This window comes from Chamaesiphon sp., assembly GCF_041738855.1.
GTDB lineage: Bacteria > Cyanobacteriota > Cyanobacteriia > Cyanobacteriales > Chamaesiphonaceae > Chamaesiphon.
Map to the genome: position 1 here is coordinate 1 of NZ_JBGSPA010000111.1, position 21,476 is coordinate 21,476.

18 protein-coding genes and 1 pseudogene are annotated in these 21,476 nt (G+C 44.9%); 13 read left to right on the plus strand and 6 right to left on the minus strand.

Translation table 11 applies throughout. The features are described 5' to 3' along the window. Positions 1 to 81 precede the first annotated feature (81 nt). Complete coding sequence (gene cas12k / locus ACEW9I_RS10320; RefSeq protein WP_373540256.1) at positions 82 to 1,881, minus strand: type V CRISPR-associated protein Cas12k; 1,800 nt, start codon at positions 1,879 to 1,881, stop codon at positions 82 to 84. 84 nt (positions 1,882 to 1,965) lie between these two features. Between cas12k and ACEW9I_RS10325 the strand changes: the two genes are divergently transcribed. The 6 genes from ACEW9I_RS10325 (at position 1,966) to ACEW9I_RS10350 (ending at position 10,358) form a co-directional block, all read left to right on the plus strand. After that, positions 1,966 to 2,532 carry a MerR family transcriptional regulator gene (locus tag ACEW9I_RS10325; protein ID WP_373540257.1) on the plus strand — a complete coding sequence of 189 codons (567 nt, stop codon included), beginning with the start codon at positions 1,966 to 1,968 and terminating at the stop codon, positions 2,530 to 2,532. A gap of 245 nt (positions 2,533 to 2,777) precedes the next feature. Beyond that, positions 2,778 to 5,888, plus strand: a complete 3,111-nt coding sequence (locus ACEW9I_RS10330) for an anti-phage-associated DUF499 domain-containing protein (RefSeq protein ID WP_373540258.1) — start codon at positions 2,778 to 2,780, stop codon at positions 5,886 to 5,888. Continuing rightward, complete coding sequence (locus ACEW9I_RS10335) at positions 5,885 to 6,460, plus strand: anti-phage-associated DUF3780 domain-containing protein (RefSeq protein WP_373540259.1); 576 nt, start codon at positions 5,885 to 5,887, stop codon at positions 6,458 to 6,460. Before ACEW9I_RS10330 ends, ACEW9I_RS10335 begins: the two co-directional genes overlap by 4 nt. 51 nt (positions 6,461 to 6,511) lie before the next feature. Beyond that, entirely contained in the window at positions 6,512 to 6,784 is a 273-nt protein-coding gene (locus ACEW9I_RS10340; protein WP_373540260.1) for a hypothetical protein, read from the plus strand. Then, positions 6,781 to 7,158: a clan AA aspartic protease gene (locus ACEW9I_RS10345; RefSeq protein WP_373540261.1), complete on the plus strand. Its 378-nt coding sequence runs from the start codon at positions 6,781 to 6,783 to the stop codon at positions 7,156 to 7,158. Before ACEW9I_RS10340 ends, ACEW9I_RS10345 begins: the two co-directional genes overlap by 4 nt. 143 nt (positions 7,159 to 7,301) lie before the next feature. After that, the gene (locus tag ACEW9I_RS10350) at positions 7,302 to 10,358 is read left to right on the plus strand and encodes an anti-phage-associated DUF1156 domain-containing protein (protein WP_373540262.1); all 3,057 of its coding nucleotides are present in this window, start codon (positions 7,302 to 7,304) and stop codon (positions 10,356 to 10,358) included. A 159-nt stretch (positions 10,359 to 10,517) separates the two neighbouring features. On the opposite strand, the gene ACEW9I_RS10355 is transcribed toward ACEW9I_RS10350, so the two are convergent. After that, on the minus strand, positions 10,518 to 10,871 hold the full coding sequence (locus tag ACEW9I_RS10355) for a DUF5615 family PIN-like protein (RefSeq protein ID WP_373540263.1): 354 nt from the start codon (positions 10,869 to 10,871) through the stop codon (positions 10,518 to 10,520). A gap of 3 nt (positions 10,872 to 10,874) precedes the next feature. After that, positions 10,875 to 11,105: a DUF433 domain-containing protein gene (locus tag ACEW9I_RS10360; RefSeq protein WP_373540264.1), complete on the minus strand. Its 231-nt coding sequence runs from the start codon at positions 11,103 to 11,105 to the stop codon at positions 10,875 to 10,877. Positions 11,106 to 11,290: 185 nt separating this feature from the next. Here ACEW9I_RS10360 and ACEW9I_RS10365 point away from each other — a divergent pair, with 185 nt between their 5' ends. From ACEW9I_RS10365 to ACEW9I_RS10395, 7 genes are all read left to right on the plus strand, one after another. Continuing rightward, positions 11,291 to 14,020: a phospholipase D-like domain-containing anti-phage protein gene (locus ACEW9I_RS10365; RefSeq protein ID WP_373540265.1), complete on the plus strand. Its 2,730-nt coding sequence runs from the start codon at positions 11,291 to 11,293 to the stop codon at positions 14,018 to 14,020. 240 nt (positions 14,021 to 14,260) lie between these two features. Then, positions 14,261 to 14,749, plus strand: coding sequence for a hypothetical protein (locus tag ACEW9I_RS10370; RefSeq protein ID WP_373540266.1), 489 nt, complete (start codon positions 14,261 to 14,263; stop codon positions 14,747 to 14,749). Between the two features lie 127 nt (positions 14,750 to 14,876). Further along, the gene (locus tag ACEW9I_RS10375) at positions 14,877 to 15,212 is read left to right on the plus strand and encodes a hypothetical protein (RefSeq protein ID WP_373540267.1); all 336 of its coding nucleotides are present in this window, start codon (positions 14,877 to 14,879) and stop codon (positions 15,210 to 15,212) included. 10 nt (positions 15,213 to 15,222) lie between these two features. Beyond that, positions 15,223 to 15,666: a hypothetical protein gene (locus ACEW9I_RS10380; RefSeq protein WP_373540268.1), complete on the plus strand. Its 444-nt coding sequence runs from the start codon at positions 15,223 to 15,225 to the stop codon at positions 15,664 to 15,666. A gap of 329 nt (positions 15,667 to 15,995) precedes the next feature. Further along, positions 15,996 to 16,667, plus strand: coding sequence for an ATP-binding protein (locus ACEW9I_RS10385; RefSeq protein ID WP_373540269.1), 672 nt, complete (start codon positions 15,996 to 15,998; stop codon positions 16,665 to 16,667). 219 nt (positions 16,668 to 16,886) lie between these two features. Further along, positions 16,887 to 17,234: an STAS-like domain-containing protein gene (locus tag ACEW9I_RS10390; protein WP_373540270.1), complete on the plus strand. Its 348-nt coding sequence runs from the start codon at positions 16,887 to 16,889 to the stop codon at positions 17,232 to 17,234. Next, positions 17,234 to 17,860, plus strand: coding sequence for a hypothetical protein (locus tag ACEW9I_RS10395; protein ID WP_373540271.1), 627 nt, complete (start codon positions 17,234 to 17,236; stop codon positions 17,858 to 17,860). Before ACEW9I_RS10390 ends, ACEW9I_RS10395 begins: the two co-directional genes overlap by 1 nt. Positions 17,861 to 17,909: 49 nt before the next feature. Here ACEW9I_RS10395 and ACEW9I_RS10400 read toward each other — a convergent pair whose 3' ends face one another. From ACEW9I_RS10400 to ACEW9I_RS10410, 3 genes and pseudogenes are all read right to left on the minus strand, one after another. Then, the gene (locus tag ACEW9I_RS10400; protein ID WP_373540272.1) at positions 17,910 to 18,410 is read right to left on the minus strand and encodes a TniQ family protein; all 501 of its coding nucleotides are present in this window, start codon (positions 18,408 to 18,410) and stop codon (positions 17,910 to 17,912) included. Next, positions 18,407 to 19,237: pseudogene (locus ACEW9I_RS10405) on the minus strand (TniB family NTP-binding protein). The gene ACEW9I_RS10400 and the pseudogene ACEW9I_RS10405 overlap by 4 nt, the downstream one beginning before the upstream one ends. Before the next feature lie 12 nt (positions 19,238 to 19,249). Beyond that, positions 19,250 to 21,004: a Mu transposase C-terminal domain-containing protein gene (locus ACEW9I_RS10410; RefSeq protein WP_373540273.1), complete on the minus strand. Its 1,755-nt coding sequence runs from the start codon at positions 21,002 to 21,004 to the stop codon at positions 19,250 to 19,252. Positions 21,005 to 21,476: the final 472 nt, after the last annotated feature.

Here is a 21,476-nt window from a genome sequence, read left to right on the forward strand (position 1 = left end):
TAAATCAATGTTTTTTCAACTATTAATGATATTGATGGTGGATTTTAATGTGCCAAAAATTGAAAAAATTCTGCTGTTAGCCTAAAAGTGTTGAAATGCCTGAGTTTGAGGAGACAAAACTTCATCGAACTCAGGTTTATAGCTCCAGTTGTGGAGGTTGATTCGTATTTGCTTGGTGTATTGTTTCTGTGCCTCGACATAGCCAGGAATCTTCTGTTGAGCCTTTGCATCTAATTCGCTTTGGATGCTCAAGCAGATTTGGTCTAGTTTGGGTAAGGCGATACTTCCTGCTTGGTAAGTTTGAGCTAATTCGACGATCGCCTTAGCAAATAATCGATCGAGATGTTCGCCCAACTCGGAATTAGAAAACTGGCGCGATAAACCTTTTTTTTGAGCTTTGTGGCTTGAATGTCGTTGCTGTGTTTGAAGATTTCGTTGGCGATTTACGAGTTGATAATTATCGCCTAGCAACTGTTTGGTGTTGCGATAGGCAAGAATTTTTTGAGTTGTGATATCGATCGCGATCGCTGTAATGGGAGATTGTAGTCCCATGCTCACTGCCACAATGATGTTTGACCGTCCTTGATATAAAGGTTTGCTGGGACGATGAAAAGGTCGATCGATTCTATTTAGAGTGGTTTGGAGGCGTTTGATATAAATATCTTGAGTGTCGGTTCGATTAGATTTCCCTTGCATCATTACCAGTTTTTTAGTCGTCTTTGGTGATACTTCTTGTTTGACTAATTCTGTTCCTTCTGCGGTTAATAATTGAGTATCTAGGGTACAGAAAAGATATAACTGATACATATTCCAAGGTTCGCCCTTGTCTTTCCTTGGCACCCAGATCAACTTAGCCGATCGCAGTAAAAAGAGGCTGCTGGTATGCTGTCTTCCACTGGCTAACATGGTCTGGTAATCAGACAGGAATCGTTGAAAGTAATGCAGTTGTCTTTGACCGCAACCGATTGTGAATTCATATTCGCTGATGCCACCGACATGTAAACCAATCTTGCCTTGTGGGTTAATCAACCACTTTAAGTCCATATTGCTCTCTAGGACGATGGGAAATGGGACTAGATTGGGTCTTTTTAATAACTGGGACTGCCATCGTGAGGCTTCAGCATTATCGATTGGAACGTTTTTGGTGGCTGCTTCCAACGTTTTGAGGAATTTTTCTCCTGTGAGATCTCGGCCTTGTGGTAGACGGTTTTCTAGTTGCTGGGTGAGGCGGTTGACTTGATTTTCGATTTTACGGCGATACTTGAGAAATTTTTTGAGATCTTCATCAGTATCTGAAGGTATTTGACAACGATTTTTGAGAAGATAAGCGATCGCACTCCGAGTTAGAGAGCCTTCTTTTTGTTCGCAAAGTGTCTGCTCTGCCAAATCGTAAGCTTGATATAAACTCTTGCGGAGATTTTTCTGGGATTCCGCCGAATCTTCTGCTGATTGGTATCGCAGGATCAGAGCTTGTGCTTTGGTTCTGATTTGCTCTAAATCTTGTCCGCAGTCAGCTATTAGTTCCTCATTGCTACGAAGCATCCTCAGCCAGGATAATTTGCCTTCTAGCTGATGCTGGGTGCGTTTTTGAATTGCCAGCCAGGATTTGAAGGTGTAGATGGCTGTTTTCTCAGCGGAGATGTGAAATTTAGCTGGTTGATTGCTAAATCGAGGATCGGTTTTGAGGGCTTTAGCTAATTTTGTGACTTCGGCGGTGGGAAGTTTGCCCCGCTTTCGCCAGGTCACAAAATCAGGGTGGAGGGCGACTAGGCGCAATAATTCGTTGACTAGGGGAGTATTTCGCTCGGTCATCAACTGCCAGAGGTATTTTCTAGCAGCTTCGTCTGCAAATAGTTGACACTGGATAGTTATTTGACTCATTTCAACAGCATATCATCTTTTAAACACATTATGTGCTAATAAGTATAAATTATTTGACAGCGGCTTTGTGTATCATAAATTGATATGCAAAACGATTTTTACACCAGCACAGAAGTCTCTACGATCACCGGATGTAGCCGCCGACAGCTTCAGTATTGGCGGGACAAGGGGGTTGTTGTGCCTACCGTTAACCCTAGTGGTAAGGGGCGAAATGTTTATTATTCTATCAAGGAATTATTAGCGTTGACTTTGATGCACCGTCTACTATCGCTAGGCTTAAGTTTTGAGCCATCGGTACAGGTGCTAGAAATGCTTCAGCATGGCGAAACATGGCTGTTTGGTGAATCGCTGGAACCAAGTCAGAGTAAGCGGTGGATGATTGCACTGGGCATAAAAGACTACTCGCCTGCCGTACTTAATTTCGATCGCGATTTTGCTATCGAAATGCTCGAAAGAGGCGGAGGGATATTAGATCTAGCTAGCGATAGTATTTACCAACATCTCAAGCGAAATTTAGCAGAATTCAAGGGTGAAGTTATTCCTTCTTCGGATGAATATTTGTCGGCGGGTGGCTACGAGAGCGTTGTTTTTGAAAACGTCCCGATCTACTCGAAAGAACTACTTAGATTAGATAGTGGTAAAGCTGAATAATCGATCGGCATTAAAAATTGAGGAGTAATCGCTGTTCGGAAGTCGATTGTCCATAGTGGTAAAGGTTTGAGTAAGATTGGCAGAGTTCATTTTCAGAGGATTTTGGGAATATTTTACATAACGAGAGAATAAATCGATTCGTTTACACTCAGCATTGGCTTGTAAAGAGCTAGACTTTCAAAGCTTAAATTTGATATTGTTGCCAATGCTCCACCCTGCGATTCGGGCATATCTGCCTCAAGAATATGAAAACTGTCCGTGATGCTTGCGCCCTCCAGCCCAATGCCTTGTCCATCAAACTCAGCGATCAGATCGAGCAGCTTGATGAACTGATTAAAAGTGAAGGTAATGGTGAAGCCTTCTTCGAGAAGACTTACATCACTCAAGGGATGCGGGATCTAGTTGATGAGGGTCTAACTCGTCTGGCTGGAACATCGTCTCAAGCGATCTTTCATCTCAAGCAGGCGATGGGTGGCGGTAAGACTCACTTGTTAGTTGGTTTTGGTTTGCTAGCTCGGCATCAGGAACTGCGTGAAAAATACTGTGCGGGGATGTCGTATACATCAGCTTTTGAGAGTGCTGATATCGCAGCTTTTAATGGTCGTAATAGCCCAATGCACTTTTTTTGGGGTGAGATTGCTAATCAACTTGGCAAAGGAGAGCAATTCAAATCTTTTTGGGAGAGTGGCCCCAAGGCTCCTGACGAAAATGACTGGCTGCAACTATTTGAGAGCGACCGCGCAAGCGCACGCGACGGGCGCGAACGACCGATTCTGATCCTCCTCGATGAGATGCCGCCCTACTTTCACATTCTCGATACTCAAAAGGTTGGTAATGGGACTGTTGCTGATATTGCTACTCGTGCCTTTGCGAACTTATTAACAGCGGCAGGTAAGAAGAAAAATGTCTGTGTTGTGGTTTCCGATTTGGCGGCAGCTTACGACAGTGGTGCAAGTTTGATTAACCGCGCTCTCAAGGATGCCAGTTCGGAGCTTGGTCGTCAGGAACGAAGCATTACGCCCGTCGATCTCGCGGCTAATGAGATTTATGACATCTTACGGAAGCGGCTGTTTGTAAGTTTGCCAGACAAGGCGGAAATTGAAGATATTGCGGATGCTTTTGGGCGCAAGCTGGAAGAGGCAGCTAAGTCAAAAACTGCTAATCGGGGTGCAGAGGCGATCGCAGATGAGATTGCGGCTACCTATCCCTTTCACCCCAGACTGAAAAATGTCATTGCCCTGTTCAAGGAAAACGAACAGTTCAAACAAACCCGTGGGTTGATTGAATTAGTCTCTCGGTTATTGAAATCGGTGTGGGCGCGAGATGCTAATGATGTGTTTTTGATTGGCCCCCAGCATTTCGATCTATCGATCGCCGACGTGCGGGATAAGCTAACCGAGATCTCTGGAATGCGCGATGTAATCGCTAAGGATTTGTGGGATATCCAACAATCTGCCCATGCTCAGGTCATCGATCTGCAAACGGGGAAGGAGTCTGCGACTCAGCTTGGTGCTTTGTTGCTGACAGCGAGCTTATCGACGGCTGTGAGTGCCGTGAAGGGGCTGACTCGTGAGGAAATGGTAGAATGTCTGGTTTCGCCTTTGCGCGAGCCTTCGGACTTCCTATCGGCGTTTGATGAGCTAGAAAAAGTTGCTTGGTACGTGCATCATACGCCGGAAGGTCGCTATTACTTCGATCGCCAAGAAAACCTCACCAAACTGCTCCAGAGTCTGGCTAATGATGCTCCTCAAAATCAGGTGGATGAGTTGATTCGTCAACGTCTGCACGAGATGTTTAAGGCTTCGCGGAAGACTTGTTATGATGATGTGTTGCCATTGCCGAGACTGGAAGAAGTAGCCGATCGAGTGCGGAAAGGTCGGGTATTATTGGTCGTGAATCCAGACTCGAAAATCCCGCCCGATGAGGTGCAGAAGTTTTTTGAGGGTTTGAGTCAGAAGAATAATATCTGTGTGCTAACGGGTGACAAGACGGCGATGGGTAGTGTGGAGAAAGCTGCACGTCAGTTGTACGCTGCCAAAAAAGCCGATGGACGGATTCCCGCTGGACATCCTCAGCGAGAGGATCTGGAGCGCAAGCAGCAGAGTTACGAGCAAGATTTTAATTCCACTATTCTCAACTTATTCGATCGAGTATTATTTCCGATTCAGCGGGCGGGGAAGACTGCCCAGCTAATTTCTAAACCGCTGGACATGACTCGTGATAGTGCTAAACCATTCAATGGGGAGGAACAGATCGAGAAAACACTGATCTCGAATCCACCGAAGCTGTTTCCCGATGTCGAGCAAGATTTTGATGCAATTCGGGATAAGGCGCAGGATCTATTGTGGCCAGAGAATCAAGATGATGCCCGCTGGTCGGATGTAGTCGATCGATATACCGAGCAAGCGGGGATGCAATGGTTGCCGCCCAAGGGATTGGATACACTCAAAACGATCGCGTGTAATCGCGGGCTGTGGGAAGATCTGGGTAATGGCTACATCACCAAGAAGCCGAAGAAGAAAATGACTTCGGTACAGTTCATTCCTGAATCTCAACCCGATGATGATGGTCGGGTGCGGCTGCGAATAAATCCCCAAAATGCTGGCCCCGCGCCACGAATTTACTATGCGGAAGATGGTCTAGTTACGGAGTCTAGTCCTCAACTCCAAGATCAAATCTTGACTACCAATGCCTTACGAGTAACATTTTTGGTCTGCGATCCTTCGGGGCAGTATGAGACTGGCAATCCAGTGCCTTGGACTAACACGTTGGTTTTACGCAATGTCCTCTCCGAGCGAGACGGTCAGCGGTTCGTTGAATTGTTAGTTTCGCCACAGGGATCGATTCGCTATACTCTCGATGGGAGCGAACCCCGTGAAGGGACTCCCTATACTGGTGCGATTAGCATTGGCGATGGGGATGTGTTGATTCGGGCGTTTGCTGAAGCCGATAGCCTGGAAGCTAAGAAAGATTTCCGGTTTCCTGCCAAGGGAGATCGGGGCGTACAGGTCGATCCGGTCAAGCCGAGCCGTTTGGTTTCCCAATCTGGGCGCAAGTTGGATTCTCGGAGCAAGACCTTTGAAGGTTTAAAGCAAGCGGCGGAGAAGTCGATTACTTTTGAGGGGATGACGTTGACCGTCGGGCAAGGTAGCCAGATGATGAGCATCAATGTGGGTGAGATTGCGGTGGATGCTCCTTTCATCGAAGCTTTATTGAGCAAGGTGTTGGAAAAGTTCACGCCAGAGACACCCGTAACTATGACGTTTCGTAAAGGTCACTTTACTAGTGGTCACGATCTGAGTGATTTCGCTAGTAAGCTAGGGATTGAGTTGAAGGTCGGCGATGTGGAGCAATGAGCGAAAAGCTAACTACTGTTGATTTTGGTGCGTCAAATGCGTTTGGATCTCACCTGTTCCAAGTGGAGATTCCCGCCGCCCGAAATCGATCGGTTGTGATTACTGAAGATTATGGTTATCGTGGCTTGGATGGGGAGGTTCCCAGTGGTGAGGAGCGGGTAATTCTCACCCGTGCTACTTGGTCGGCGATCGCGGATACTGCTCGTCGGGAGTTTAACGATCGGCTTAAAGCTGCTAAAATCCTGACTGGTCGCTGGCATACAGGGATAAATCTGGTCGATCGATTACTCGGCAAGGAACTGTGTATTCTGGCATGGGCGGCTGAGACGGCGGGTGAGGATAAAATTCCGGTAATTTGTAGTAAATGGGCGGCTTTGCGGCCAGAGGAACGCTGGTGGCTGTTTACGATGACAGTGGCTGAAGCGGGCTTGCCCTGTGATACTCAACGGGGCTGGCGACGCGCTCTATTCTACGCGCTCTCGGATGGTGAACAGCCGTCCCCAAGACGCAAACGCCCCCGCCCTGTCGAACTCGATTTGTTTAGTCTGCCTTTGTTCATGGATTCCAAATAATCGATCGAGGTAGGCGAGATATAATTTAGTCAATACTCCTTGAGTGTGCGTATGAATACTCATCAGCTAAAATACAGTCCAGAAGAATTTGCCACCAAAGGCTCTCAGCTATATCGAGATCTAGTGTTACCGAAATTGAATGGAGATTGTGATGGCAAAATTGTCGCGATCGATATTGAAACAGGTGAATTTGAATTGGCTGAAAATACTCTAGCGGCGGCGGCTAAAATGTTCGAGCGTTTACCAGATGCCCAGTTGTGGTTTGAGCGCGTTGGTGCGGACGCGGTTCACAAGTTTCATTCGGTGCGACCAGCTTACCTATGACGATGTTTGGACGAGTCAATCGCAGTCGGGAAGCTATTCTCAAATTGGTAATTTTGGGCGATGAAAATCTGAAAGTTGCTGTAGATGCAGTGATCGATACAGGCTTTAATGGAGATTTGATTTTACCACTGGAAACAATCTCGGAATTAGGATTGAAGATCCAAGGGTACCAGAAGGCGATTTTAGGTGATGGTACCATCTCTCAGTTTCAAGTATATGCAGCAACCGTGATTTGGGATGGAGCTAGAAAGTTAGTAGAAGTAAATGCAGCGACTTCTGGAGCGTTGATTGGCATGGGGCTACTCGAAGGATATAAGTTAGAGGTAGATAGCATTCCTGATGGCGTTGTCACGATCGGTGTGTTGGAGTTGTGATAGTTAAAAATTAGATCGATCGAACCGTGTAACCTTGACAGTCGATCGAGTGAGCCATGATGATAAGGATCGATGTTGGTAAGATCGAGTTAATTGCAACTTTCGGTCGAAGCCTTTACTCTGCCTTTGTTTCTGGATTCCCAATGACCCACGCTGTTACTCCGTTTTCGCTCAAAGATGCTCCTGCCCTGATTGAAAGGCTATTACCTGTGCAGAAGCTCTCGGCTGAGGCATATAAGGAACAGATGGCAGGATCGGGAAAAACTTTGACGGCTTTGGGTAGTTATTGGAAAGGGCGTAAACCATTAATTCTCAATAAGGCTTGTATTCTAGGTTGCTTGCTACCCGCTACCGACAATCCCACCAAGGATTTAGAGATTTTTGAGAAGTTGATGGGGATGGATGATGAATCATTCGCCGTCCGCTGGAAACGACGGTTTAAGCCGAAGGAAATACTAGAGAAGCTATCGATTAAATGTATTACTCATTATTTCACTGTTGAGCCAGAAGGGAGTTTACCGATTTCCTCACCTGTGGATTGGTCAAATCCTGAATACGAAAAAGTGAAGGTAAGTTGGCGAAACAATCTTACAGAGCTAGAACAGCGGCAACTAGAAGCGCAAATGCTGCCAAAAGAACCCTACCGCCAGTGGATGGAGCAGTCCTATCGCTCTGAAGAAGTGATGGATACTGTTCACGATCACATCTGGGATGCTGTAAACGGATATCTTGGCACCCAAGCTTACACTTTTCCCGAATTAGTAGAACAACTTGGGATCATGCGTTTCGGTCATCGTCCTCGTGTTGCTGATACATTTTCTGGTTCGGGACAAATTCCCTTTGAGGCGGCGCGATTGGGTTGTGATGTCTACGCTTCTGACCTCAATCCAGTTGCCTGTATGCTAACTTGGGGCGCGTTTAATATTGTTGGTGGCTCTAAAGAAGACCACAAAAAACTTGCAGAAAATCAGATTCAACTCTTTGACAAAGTTCAGGCAGAAATTGACAAACTGGGAGTAGAAACAGATGGAAATGGCTGGCGGGCAAAAGTGTTCCTTTATTGTGTAGAAACCCGTTGTCCACAGACTGGCTGGATGGTTCCATTAATGCCAAGCTCGATCGTAAGTAAGGGGCATCGCTTGATTGCAGATCTAGTACCAGATTCGCAGAATAAACGCTATGACATTAATATTCGCACTTGTGAAACAGAAGAGGAACTTGCTTTTGCAACAAAGGGGACGATTCGTAGTGAGGGGAAGGGACAAAATTCTTATTTAGTTCATGCAGTTAATGGTGTTGAATATCGCACTAAAATTTCTACATTGCGCGGTGATTATCGGAAAGAAGATAAAACTAATGCCAATCGCCTAAGAAGTTGGGAAAAGCAAGACTTCAAACCTAGACCAGATGATATTTTTCAAGAGCGTTTATATTGTATTCAATGGATGCGCCCTAAGCAAAAGGGAAAGGGCTATGATTTTGAGTTTCGCTCTATTACCGCAGCAGATTTAGCACGAGAACAGATTGCCGAGAAGTTTATTACTGAACATCTAGATGATTGGCAAAATAAAGGCTGGATTCCAGATATGCGAATAGAGTCAGGATATAATACAGATCAACCCATCAGAGAAAGAGGTTGGACACACTGGCATCATCTATGGGCACCACGACAACTAATATCATTAGGTTTAGCAAAAAAATATTTATCTAATGTCGAATATAAAAATGAATATTCAAGTATAGTAGCTTTTACAAGTATGCTGGATTTTTCTAGCAAACTCACTCGATGGGCAACTTCACCCGCTCGATTTACAAAAACGGGACAGCAGATTGGTGGTATACGCAACAGCAGTCAGAATGTATTTTACAATCAAGCTCTAAATACTCTCTTTAGTTACAGTTGCCGATCTACAGGAGATCTGTTTGAGGTCGCGAATAAAGAAACTAAATGCTTTCATATTGCAAGTTCAAAAACAGTTAATTGTCATGCCTGTGCTGATTTATCTTCTGAAAATGATATTTTTATCACAGATCCTCCCTACGGCGATGCAGTCAAATATGAGGAGATTCTCGAATTCTTCATTGCATGGCTTCGCAAAAATCCACCTCCAGAATTTGCTGATTGGGTTTGGGATAGTCGCCGTTCATTAGCAATTAAAGGTGAAGACGAAAAATTCCGCCGTGATATGGTTGCCGCTTATAAACGGATGACCGAATGTATGCCAGACAACGGCATCCAAATCATTATGTTCACCCACCAATCTGGTTCCATCTGGGCAGATATGGCAAACATTGTTTGGGCATCTGGCCTACAAGTCACCGCTGCTTGGTATGTTGTGACTGAAACGAACAACCCTTTAAGGGAGGGTAGTTATGTTAAAGGCACCATCCTATTAGTCTGTCGCAAACGCCTCGGACAACATAAAACCACCCGTGACGATTTGGCTTGGGAAATTCAGGAAGAAGTCGAAACCCAAGTCCAGGATTTGACTGGACTCAACCAACAGGCAAAAGGACTTTACCGCGACGAAAACGTATTTGAGGATGCCGACATCCAGATGGCTGGTTATGCCGCCGCCCTGCGCGTCCTCACCCGCTACGCCATCATCGATGGACGCGACATGACCGCCGAAGCGATTCGCCCCAGAGTCAAAAAAGAAATCACCTTTGTGGATGGACTGATTAACTTTGCCGTCGATACCGCCAATCAGTGCCTAGTGCCCCAAGGCATCGCCAAAACCTATTGGGATAAGCTCAGTGGTGCCGAACGCTTCTACCTCAAGATGCTCGATATGGAAGCCCGTGGCACTAAAACCCTCGACAACTACCAAAGCTTTGCCAAAGCCTTCAAAGTGCGGGATTTCAAAGTGCTAATGGGCGACCAACGCGCCAATAAAGCGCGACTGCGAACAGCCGTAGAGTTTGGTCGTGCCGAAATGGGTGAAGGTGCCGAATTGTATCAGTCAGTATTACGCGCTGTCCTGTATGCCGTGATGGAGCTAGTCAAAAATCTCGACGGCGACGAGGTGCTGGCTCACCTCACCCTCAATATCCCCAACTATTATGGCGATATGACTCAGCGAGAGCTAGCCGTAGAACTGGCTGACTATCTAGCGAAGCGATTGGATGGATTGCGCCCTGAAGAGGCTAGCGCGGCGCGGGTGTTGTGCGAATTGGTGAAAAATCAACGGTTGGGATAGGCTCGAATACTTCAACGATTGAAATCGTTGCACGCGCGAGCCAAGTCCGCCTACGCGGACTAATTTCCCAGTCCGCGTAGGCGGACTTTGCATCGTTAGCCCCGACTTCAGTCGGAGGCGGTATCGGAACGGCGCAAACATCATCTAAATGAGATCGGTTCAATTGAGTTCTCTCATTCTGATTTTGTCATCTTCAACGACGCTAAAATGTCCGTACCAATCATCGCGGAAAGCGATCGATCTTGCTACTTTTTCAGCTATTACCGCACTCGAAGGTGCTTTGATCCGAAATAAGATGATGCCAGTCGTAGCAGGCAACCTTTCGCGAAAAGCTAATTCTCCAAAATCTTTGTCAAACGTCAACACAATCCGGTCTTCAGCTTGAGCGCGTTCCAGCACTTGAGGGTCGGCGATACCTGGAGAATCAGATCTGATCCAAGCTACATCGTGTCCATTTTGGCGCAATGCCTCAACAGCATCTAATGGGAAATTTTCGTCAGCAAGGAACCGCATGAATTAGGCTATGGTCGCATAAACTTTTTCAGACTTCAGAGCAGCACTAGCATAGCTAAGACAGGCTCGAATATCATCGATCGTTAAACCTGGGTAGTTTCGCAGAATTTCATCAGTGCTCCACCCCTGAGCGAGTAAATCGATAATGAATTCAACCGCTAGTCTGGTACCAACGATCGTGGGTTTGCCCACCAAGATATTCGGGTCGATAGTAATGTGAGATTGCCAGTCCATATCGTTCGTGTATCGTCGCCATTGGCGAATCGAGATTTCCCATGAATGAACGTGGGAGCTAACAAAGTAGTCCCTACTGATAGTTTAGCTTTAAGATCGATAACCAGCAAAGTTCGATCGATGTATTCTTCAAGGTGCTACTTCTGGGTACCCTAAATCTTATAGGGCTGAGATTTCCAAACAACATGAACCCCATCAATCGTTTCTCCTCCCGTCGCCAACGCCTCGACCATGCCTTCCTGCGCGATCGACTCAAAACAGCCAAATCATACAAACGAATTGCAGGCTACTTTCGCAGTTCCATTTTTGAGCTAGTTGGTGAAGAGATTTCTTCCATTGCTTCAGTGCAGATTATCTGCAATAGCGAACTAGATGCTGCTGATGTCGTCATCTCTAAGCACGTCCGCGAGATGGCACTAAAAGAACGCTGGAATCAAGTCCCCTGTGAAGTTGAATCGTTGCTGTATCGCGATCGCTACCGTTATTTATACGAACTCCTGACCAGTGGCAAAGTCGAGATTCGCGTCGTACCCAAGGATCGGATCTTTATCCACGGCAAAGCTGGAGTTATTGAAGCCGCCGATGGTACCAAAACCTGCTTTCTAGGCTCTGTCAACGAAACCAAAAGTGCCTTTGCCCACAACTACGAAATCCTCTGGGAAGACACCTCACCGGAAGGAGTTGCTTGGGTAGAGGAAGAATTTGATGCTCTCTGGCCAGATGCCTACCCCCTCCCCGATGCCATTCTCGCCGAAGTCAAGCGGATTGCCGATCGAGTCGAGATTCGCTTCCCCGATGTCAAGCCTAACGAATTACCTGCTGCTGCCCTCGCCGAAAGTCCGATCTATCGCGGTGGCGAACAACTTCAGCCGTGGCAGCGATCGTTCGTCACCCTCTTCCTCCAACATCGCGAAATCTACGGCAAAGCCCGCCTATTACTTGCTGATGAAGTGGGAGTCGGTAAAACCCTTTCCCTTGCTGCCAGCGCGATGATGTCCGCCCTACTCGATGATGGCCCGATTCTAATCCTGTGTCCCTCCACCCTCACCCTCCAATGGCAGGTAGAGCTAGCCGATAAACTCGGTATTCCCAGTGCCGTCTGGTTATCCAACCGCAAAGTATGGAGCGATCCCAATGGACACATTATCAAAACACGCGGGCCAGAAGACATCACCAACTGTCCCTTTCGGATCGCTATTGTCTCTACGGGTCTAATCTTTCATGACTCTGAGGAGCGCGGGTATTTACTAGAGCGAAAGTATGGGACAGTCGTTCTCGACGAAGCACACAAAGCACGGCGACGCGGGGGACTGGGCGCGAAAAAAGGAGAACCAAATAATCTACTCGATTTCATGCTCCGTATCGGCTCCCGTACCCGCAACCTACTTTTGGGTACTGCAACGCCGATCCAAACTGAAGTAAACGAACTCTGGGATCTGCTCCGCATCCTCAATGCTGGTGCCGACTTTGTGCTAGGTCGCGAATTCTTTGGCAAGTGGGATGATTGCGAACAAGCACTACCATTCGTCAAAGGTGATGAAAGACCTGTAGACGAACGAGATGCTTGGGAATGGTTACGAAATCCGCTGCCACCCGATCGTGAAGATCCTCTATTTATGACATTACGATTGCAATTAGGATTACCACCGCAAACATTTTTTACCGATCTTGGTTTCGGCTGCCTGGGATATCTAGAACAACAAGCGATCGGTCAAGCTCTCGCTCCCGACTTCTTCAAGCAACATAACCCAATCCTCCGCCACACCGTATTACGTCGCCGCCAAACATTAGAAGAAGCTGGCTTACTAGAGAAAGTCGGTGTAGATATCCATCCCAATCCAGATGCCCCAGCCACCGCCTACACTGGAGTCGGTTTTAGTGGTCTAGGCTTGCTGACTAATCATCCCTTCGATCTAGCGTATCAAGCCGCTGAAGACTTTACCACCGCCTTGCAGAAGCGCACCAAGGCGGCTGGATTCATGAAAACACTACTCCTGCAACGGATTTGTTCGAGTTTTGCATCCGGTCGATCGACTGCTGAAAAGATGCTCCGGCGGGAATCCCTCGACGATGAAGAACAGGTGCGGCTGCTGGATGATGCCTTGAGTACACTCACATCAGAAGAGGCAACGCACCTCCAGACGATCGTCGAAGAACTCTCCAGACCAGAAGCTCGCGATCCCAAACTGGCAGCAGTACGCTACTTTCTCACCCAACATCGCACCGACGATCGAACCTGGCTAGAGCATGGCTGTATTATCTTCAGTCAGTACTACGATACCGTCTACGCAATGGGTGTAGAATTAGCCAAATTACTGCCCAACGAACCGATCGGTATCTATGCTGGTGCTGGCAAAAGTGGACTCTTCAAAGGCGAAGACTTTACCTCAGTAGAACGCGACGACATTAAAAAAGCCGTCAAGGAAAGAAGCATCCGCTTAGTTATCGCCACTGATGCCGCCTGTGAAGGACTAAACCTCCAAACCCTCGGTACGCTGATAAATATCGATCTACCCTGGAATCCCTCCCGCCTAGAACAACGGCTAGGCAGAATCAAACGCTTTGGTCAATCTCGGCGCAATGTCGATACGCTAAATCTGGTCTACCACGATACTCAAGACGAGCGAGTCTACCAAGTCATCTCGCGCCGCATGAAAGACCGTTACGATATTTTCGGTGGATTACCAGACTCGATCGAAGATGACTGGATCGAAAGCATCGAAAAGCTAGAAGACATGATGGATGAGTATATCCACCTCCGCCAAAAAGCCCGTGATGTCTTCGAGATCCGCTATCAAACCACGATCGACCCTGACCAGGATCGCTGGGAACTCTGTTCGCGGGTACTATCACGCCGAGATGTTGTGGAACGATTATCTTTGCCTTGGGGTTCCGCTACGAAAAGTTACAACTAGCATTGCTATCAAAATTAAGATTGCCAAGTTACAATAGCTAGGAGCACATGTCTGATTTTATACATAAAGTACTGAATTACCATTATATCTCTGAGGAAAGTCTCAGAGGTACAAGATAGTTAGATGGAGATCTAGCATTTTTTAATAAGGTCTGCAATTCAAACACAGTATTTTGTCTTTCATCATCATCATCATGATTATTTTTTATATGCCAAAAAACTAGTTCGCCACTATAAATTTATGAGACAAATTTTTTCTGTAATCCAAGACTTTTTTAGATATTTACAAGTATTATTTTTAAATAAAAACAATGCTACATTTACAAATCCTAAACAGCCTATACATAACACAAAGAATGCTTTTTTAAAAGCATTACAGCAACAGCCTGGATTTCTCGATTCGGGTGCAACAGACAAAGGGAAAATAGTAGACAAGAAATTCAAGTTTATATTTACAGATGTCGTAGAGCAGCTTGGATATATTGCCAATCAAGATTATGAAAGTAATCTTCGATCGAATGAGCCAGGAGCGGATTTTGTAGTTAGGAATAAAGAAGCAAATGATAAATTAAAAAGCCTGATAAGTGGAGAGAAAAAAGTCATAAAAGAACATACCAGAATAAGTAGCTCTGGGAAAATTTCTACAATCAAGCCTCACTTGAGACGCTCACGCACTGCACCAGCAAAAAACGTTAGCGATCGGTGTATTTCCGAAGATATCGTTATATAATCAACCCGTGCTAATGCCCCTTGTAGATACTTTTATATCTATGTTGTTAATAGCATTTGTAGACTGCTGTAAAAAGTAAGAACGATCACTTAAGCAGAAGATCGATTTTGGAAAAAGATAATTTAAAATGGAATCAAAAGTTTTTAATATTGGTAATTACATTTGGGAATGTAAATCTTCTCATAGCGATCCTGGTGGCGCAATCGATCCTAAATATTTAGAAAGGGCAATTGCTCTTCTTCAATCTAGATGGGAAAATAGACGAACTCCTAGTGGTTACTACTACGTCTTTCCGGTGAATTTAATTAATAATGACGGAAGAAGAATCTTGGAAGAATTCAAGTATTCTTATACAGAAATAGATATTAATTATTACGATCGTGATAATTTTCAAGGGCTTATTCAAGAACTAGAGAAGCTCAGTGACTTTGAATCTCTTGTTAATTATTTAAAATCAATATAGTGTAAAAATAATGTCTCAAACAATACAATTTCAAAAACTCAAAGTTTTCAAAGAAGAGATAACTCCGCATTTTCCCAGTGAAAATATTTATGAGTCTCTTATTCTTTTGCTTAGAGGCACTGAAAAAAATTATGATGAGTATATCGATCTTTGTTTTCAAGGAATCGGATCTAGCTACTTGGAAATTGATATTCTGGAAATTGAAGCATTTGTCCCAGGTTTTTACAACGATCTAAAGTATCCTATTTTCGATCCCAAGAAAATAACTTTTTTCATGCTGGATGAGAATATTTGGAATGCAGTTCAGCTAGTTATTGAGAAGAGAATAAAGACTTATTTGGATGCAGAATTAGAAGTCAAAGAAAAGCTTGTAAAAATCATTGAAACCAGCAAAGATTATAAGATTCTACTGAGCCTGTTTGAAGAAAAGTTGTTGTTTGCGACTATCTTCTGAAATATGTTTGAGCTGCTGAGATATCAGAGCTTTCGTGTTTCGTGTATTTGGCATGTAAAGTGTGACATAAAACCATCATGAAAAAAGATTAAATTATACACCTTAGATCATTGCTATGATGTATAATTTTGAATAAAATGTTAAAAATTAGAGGCATATATCAGCTAGACAACAATAATTTGCTAGACATCCTAGCACACTACATAACTCATATTTAGACAAATTATCTAAATATGAGTTATGTATATGATTTAAAATTGACATAATTGGGGAAAGTGGATTATATTTTTATTTCTGTCAAAAGCTTGGCTGGAAATTATTTGTACTCCATGAGCCTGATTCTAAAAGTACCAACACTCAATGATGATATTCAAGACTTTGAGCGGCTCTTCTCACTACACCAGCAGGCTATTGACACCGATCGAGAACATCTCATCCTAGATTTTTCTGAATGTCAGTTTCTCCGTCATAGTGCTGTAGCCTTTATCGGTGGACTAGTACGATTAAACCAGCTAAAAGGTAAAACTGTTAGAATAGATTGGAGTAGTTGTTCGACCCCCATAGCCACCAATCTCAAGAAAAATGGCTTCTACGGTGCATTTAGCAATGATAGTCGAGAGTCTAACGGTAACTCGATTCCTTATCGAGAATATCCAATCCAAGACAGTGACAGTTTTGTATCATACCTGTCAGAGTTCTGGCTAGGAAGAGGATGGATCGATATTAGCGAAGATCTCAAGATTGAGATTATTAACAAAATTGCGGAAATTCACGAAAATGCCTTTGAACACGCTGAATCAAAAGTAGGAGTTTTCGCTTGTGGGCAGAGGTATCCAAACCTCTGTGAATTAAACTTGGCGATTGTAGATTTTGGTGTAGGCATCCCTCAACGAGTCAGGAGTCACACAGGCGACCCCACTACTTCAGCTACAGAAGCGATCGAGTGGGCAATGACCAGAGGACAACTCGTGGTGGCTGCGTCTCAGGAGGTGAAGGATTAGATACTCTGAAACGTTTTGTGACCCAACACAACGGCGTAATTCAGATTATCAGCCATAATGGGTATGTACTCTTAACCCAAGATGGAGTAACCTGTAGAGAGTGTTTTTCCTCTTTTGAGGGAACACTAATAAATATAAAATTAAATTGTGATGAGTCTAGGTACTATAAAAAACCCCATAGACCCAACAAACCTTGGTTCCAATCAGGAGTTTACACCGATGGAGATTAATATCAGACAAGATCTTGGTGAAAACTGCATGACCCTCAAGCAGGGTCAGAGTTTATACGATGCTATTTATCCACAGCTTCAATCTGGCGAAACTGTAGAACTAGACTTCATGGGCGTGAGAATTTTCGCCTCACCATTCTTTAATTATGCGATCGGGCAACTGCTTAGAGATTTAAAAGCAGATCGGCTGAACGAGTTACTGATTATCAAAAATCTCAATGCTGTTGGCTCTAATACCCTTGAGCTAGTCATTGAAAATGCACAGCGTTATTACTCTGATGCCAAATTTCGTCACACCAAAGATGAAGTTATCAGAGAGATGGCAGCTAGTATGTAATGGCGATTAATTACGAGATTCAGGCACAGATAGTTGACATCAGAGTTGACAGTCCTCGCGCTGAAGACGTTTTTATGGTAGACACTAACGTCTGGTATTGGCATACTTATACAAATGCCAGCATTAGTGCTGCTTCTTACCAAATAGAGAGTTATCCTGACTATTTAAGTCAGGCAATTGTAGCTAATTCAATCCTGACCTATACTGGCTTGAGCCTGTCCGAACTTTCTCATCTAATCGAAAAAACAGAATACAATTTATTCGTTGATTCTCAAAATTTAGATCCAAAAAGGTTTAAAACAAAAGAATATCGTCATAATCATCCAACCGAGAGAAGTAAAGTCATCAAGGAAATTGAAACAGCCTGGAGTCAGGTAACATCGACTTCCGCGCCCATAGACGTGGTAGTGAATGAAGTCGTAACGAATTTAGCCTTATCCCGATTCCAAAGCCAATTTTTGGATGGTTACGATTTATTCATGCTGGAAGCCATGAAAAAAGAAGGTATTACCCAAATCGTCACTGATGATGGTGACTTCGTGACCGTGCCAGGAATTATCGTATTTACTGCAAATAGTAATGTTGTTAGAGCCGCAAAAGCTCAAGGTAAGTTGCTTACAAGGTAGTTCCAAACAAGCAGATAGAATTAGATAACCCCACCTGGTAGGTTGTTTGCTAATATGACTTTTGCCATTTAGTCATCTCACCAAAATGTAGCCTACATCGATCGCAACAACCATCCTCCCACAAAGCTGGAATAGGAAACTTAGCCTGACAATTACGACATTTTGACAATAACCGTAATTGATGCCGATCGCACCCCCCAGTCGATTGATACTGCCATTCCAGCCGATGATAAGGCTCCTCCTGATAACAAGCCGCACACAGCCGAATCGGCTCACACTTCATCTTCACTCCCTCTGGAGCTAACATCTGTCTGAGTCGATCGAGTGTCACTCCAACCACCTCCGCAACGGCTGCTAACTCCGCATCAGAAGGAAAAGGATTGAAATGAAACCGCTCCCATCGAGCAATTACTGCCCCCACCCCCGCTAAATCGCCTAAAGCACTGGGCGACAAATGATTCTGCCGTCGAAACCGTCCCAAAAAATGACTTAAACTCTCTCCCTCGAACGGCTCGATCGACAATAACCAAGACTGAATTTCAGTACTCAAGTATATTCCCTCGCTACTTCCTGCAAGATTGAATATTCAATCTTCTTATGCCCCCTCGATAGCGACTTAATCGCTGCCTCCCGCAAGATCTCATCCAATCTACCGATATATCCCCCCGTCGCCTTCAGCAGCAATTTTTGAGTATCCACCTTTGCTAAATTAGACGGTACAGGCAAGGCAATTACCTTGTTTTCCCAAATAACCACCGTATCCTTAAACTCTTGCCCCAGAAGCTTTCCGAATCTTCTCTAAGCACGAAATCGATTGAGAACTTGCTCATCTCGCTTGATGACGGCATCCAATCGATCGGTACCTACCAACACCACCGCAATCCCCAATTTGTCACTAATATCGCGGACTTCAGGGAACGTATCGGGTTGCAATCGATCGGCTTCATCTACAATCAGCATCTCGACCTCACAAGCTTTAAGAACATCCATCGCCCGACTCCGAAAATCTGAAAGAGTCCCCTTAACGGCTCGATATTTCAGGTATTCAAGAATCGATGCAAAAAAGTCCTTCGAGCCGCATTTCAATGGTGGTAGCAGGTATACTACTGGAATTACCGGAGTTTGTCTGCCCGTCTGCCGAGGCTTATTCCGCAACATGTATGATTCACATGCGATCGTTTTTCCCGTGCGAGACTCCCCGATAATTCGACAAGATTGACGCGCTTTCCGCTTTTCACCCAGCCACTCGTGCAACTCTTTTACCTGAGATAAAAGTAAAACACTCTTGCGGCGCAAACGTTTAGTTTCTGCCTCTACCCACTCACTATCAATCGGTAAATCGCCTAATTCTGTAGCAATTTTCTGTGCTTCACTCATCTGCTATCACTCCTAGTCCTCACGCATTTTTTCGTAATCCCAAACTTCCATATCGTCGATGGGGGCTGAACTTACCACTGACTCAGAAGCCTGTTCGCTCACGGATAACTCAGCAGCATCAAGCTTTAAATTCTCTGTCTGAATTTCCACAACGGTTTTGGTAACTGTGACAGACTTTTTATAAGCTTGCTCGTCTTCCTGCCTTTGTTTGCGGCTAGGCTTACTAGTTGTCTCTTTCTCGACACTGCGATCGATTACGTCATACAAGATCGCCTGATTAGTAATGCTTTTCCCCGCAGATCTTACCCGTTTGGCACTGGCTTTTGCCTCGTCTACAGACAGTTGCTCCGTTTCCAAATCGTGAGCGTGAGCGCGAGTCAAAAACACCTCCTTATTCTGTTCCTGGTGATAGATCCAAATCGTCGTAATATCTCTGGGATCGTAGCGAATACTCACAGTTTTACCTGCATAGCCAGCTAAATACTCGCCCTGATACATCACATTCTCAAACTGGACATTCTCACCCCTTTGCACAGTTCGTCGAATGGTTTTCATCAGACAAATATCTAACTCTCGTTCTGAAATCAACGGCGGATCGCCAATCAATCCAGATTCCCACCGTTGATTGCGCGTCTGATCCCCCATCCGTGCATCCAGAGCTTGATTATGTTTATCGACAATAAACCCCACAATTATTCTTTCGATATCTCGTAGCGTTAACTGAGCATCCTTTTCAGCATCTTTAGGTCGTTGTTGTACATTCGCTCCGGTGTACCCTGGTAATGCTCTCAACACCGACTCATTCAATGTTCCAAAGAATCGCTCCACAATCCCACCTTCTGATGGTCGATCTCGTAGTTTATGTACAAAACCCAGTTGTGTGCCGATTTCGGTGATGTGATTCGATCGAAAGTCCTTCCCGCCATCGGTGAATAAATACTCTGGCTTCCCATAAGTAATCCACTCGGTATGCAATCCATACGTTGCCTCATACACCTTGGGTAAAATAGCATGACGCAAAGCCAGTGCCACTACCTGAGAACTCGGCGCATCGAAGCCGACATTAATCCCAATTAGAGCGCGAGAGTAACTATCAATCACTGTTGTCAACCACGGACGACCGATAACTATGCCATGTCGATCGACTAGCATTACATCTAAACGAGTATGATCCGACTGCCACACTTGATTACTATGGTTAATGTCCAGGTTATATCCGTCACGAGTCTTCACAGATAAAGTCGAACCCCGCCAACCTGGAGAACGAATACTCTTAACTTCGGCGGCACGTTCTTGAATCGGTGCAATTACCCTCAATACCGTTCGATAACTGGGAGGCTGAGAGTCATTTATTTCCTTGGCTTTTGCTTGAACCTGAATAGCAACTTGCTTAGGAGTCATCCGCCGACTACCCTTGTTACCATTTTTGTAGGTATTAACGATAAACTCCTGCCAAAATTCACCGATCCGATATTGCCCTCGATCGGATCTCTCTGTTGTAGTCAAGGCAAGTAGCCCCTGCTCTTGGTACTTTTTAAATAACCGTTGGAGCGATCTTACCGATATCTTCAGCTTCTGTGCCCCATCTCGCAGCCGTTGACCATAAGTAACTCGATCGCATGGTTCGAGCAAGCTCTGGATCGCTTCGAGCTTGAGTTGCCCTTCTGGGGTTAATTCAGTAACGATCGTCTGCTGTTCTGGTGCGCTTTCCCGTGTAGATGATTCGGGAGCAGCACCCTCGCTAATCGCTTGTTCTTTTATTTCCATCCTTGCGCTTTGTAAATATCAGTAACTTATAAACACATAGTGTTATCCTAACCGATATTAAAGAAAGTGACCACTAATTTGTCACACATTCGCTCTAGCCCAGAAACAGAAAACGACACATAAAGTGTCACGATGCTGAGAAGCGACAATTAATATGTCATCAAGTAGATGATAAATTTATGGTAAAATAATGACAGAAATGAGACAGAGCAATGCTTAAAGCTAATGACATCAATCTGTCTTCACGTCATTTAATGTGTCACTGTGCATCGATATTTGTCAGTTTTACATAATTAATGAATGTCCAAAACACGCTCTGAACCCATATCAAGAGGGGCGTAGTTAAGGGATGGGGGAGTGTTTGTGTACTGGAAGAGTGACATGAGGAAAAAGAGAGTCAAAACGTTGATTGACCCAAGCAACGCGAAGGATCAGTAAATGATTGAAACCCGACTCACTCCAACGCATCCCA

Coding starts and splice junctions, on each gene's coding strand:
- cas12k (WP_373540256.1), bottom strand. CDS start 1,881: ATGAGTCAAATAACTATCCAGTGTCAACTATTTGCAGACGAAGCTGCT.
- ACEW9I_RS10325 (WP_373540257.1), top strand. CDS start 1,966: ATGCAAAACGATTTTTACACCAGCACAGAAGTCTCTACGATCACCGGA.
- ACEW9I_RS10330 (WP_373540258.1), top strand. CDS start 2,778: ATGAAAACTGTCCGTGATGCTTGCGCCCTCCAGCCCAATGCCTTGTCC.
- ACEW9I_RS10335 (WP_373540259.1), top strand. CDS start 5,885: ATGAGCGAAAAGCTAACTACTGTTGATTTTGGTGCGTCAAATGCGTTT.
- ACEW9I_RS10340 (WP_373540260.1), top strand. CDS start 6,512: ATGAATACTCATCAGCTAAAATACAGTCCAGAAGAATTTGCCACCAAA.
- ACEW9I_RS10345 (WP_373540261.1), top strand. CDS start 6,781: ATGACGATGTTTGGACGAGTCAATCGCAGTCGGGAAGCTATTCTCAAA.
- ACEW9I_RS10350 (WP_373540262.1), top strand. CDS start 7,302: ATGACCCACGCTGTTACTCCGTTTTCGCTCAAAGATGCTCCTGCCCTG.
- ACEW9I_RS10355 (WP_373540263.1), bottom strand. CDS start 10,871: ATGCGGTTCCTTGCTGACGAAAATTTCCCATTAGATGCTGTTGAGGCA.
- ACEW9I_RS10360 (WP_373540264.1), bottom strand. CDS start 11,105: ATGGACTGGCAATCTCACATTACTATCGACCCGAATATCTTGGTGGGC.
- ACEW9I_RS10365 (WP_373540265.1), top strand. CDS start 11,291: ATGAACCCCATCAATCGTTTCTCCTCCCGTCGCCAACGCCTCGACCAT.
- ACEW9I_RS10370 (WP_373540266.1), top strand. CDS start 14,261: ATGAGACAAATTTTTTCTGTAATCCAAGACTTTTTTAGATATTTACAA.
- ACEW9I_RS10375 (WP_373540267.1), top strand. CDS start 14,877: ATGGAATCAAAAGTTTTTAATATTGGTAATTACATTTGGGAATGTAAA.
- ACEW9I_RS10380 (WP_373540268.1), top strand. CDS start 15,223: ATGTCTCAAACAATACAATTTCAAAAACTCAAAGTTTTCAAAGAAGAG.
- ACEW9I_RS10385 (WP_373540269.1), top strand. CDS start 15,996: ATGAGCCTGATTCTAAAAGTACCAACACTCAATGATGATATTCAAGAC.
- ACEW9I_RS10390 (WP_373540270.1), top strand. CDS start 16,887: ATGGAGATTAATATCAGACAAGATCTTGGTGAAAACTGCATGACCCTC.
- ACEW9I_RS10395 (WP_373540271.1), top strand. CDS start 17,234: ATGGCGATTAATTACGAGATTCAGGCACAGATAGTTGACATCAGAGTT.
- ACEW9I_RS10410 (WP_373540273.1), bottom strand. CDS start 21,004: ATGGAAATAAAAGAACAAGCGATTAGCGAGGGTGCTGCTCCCGAATCA.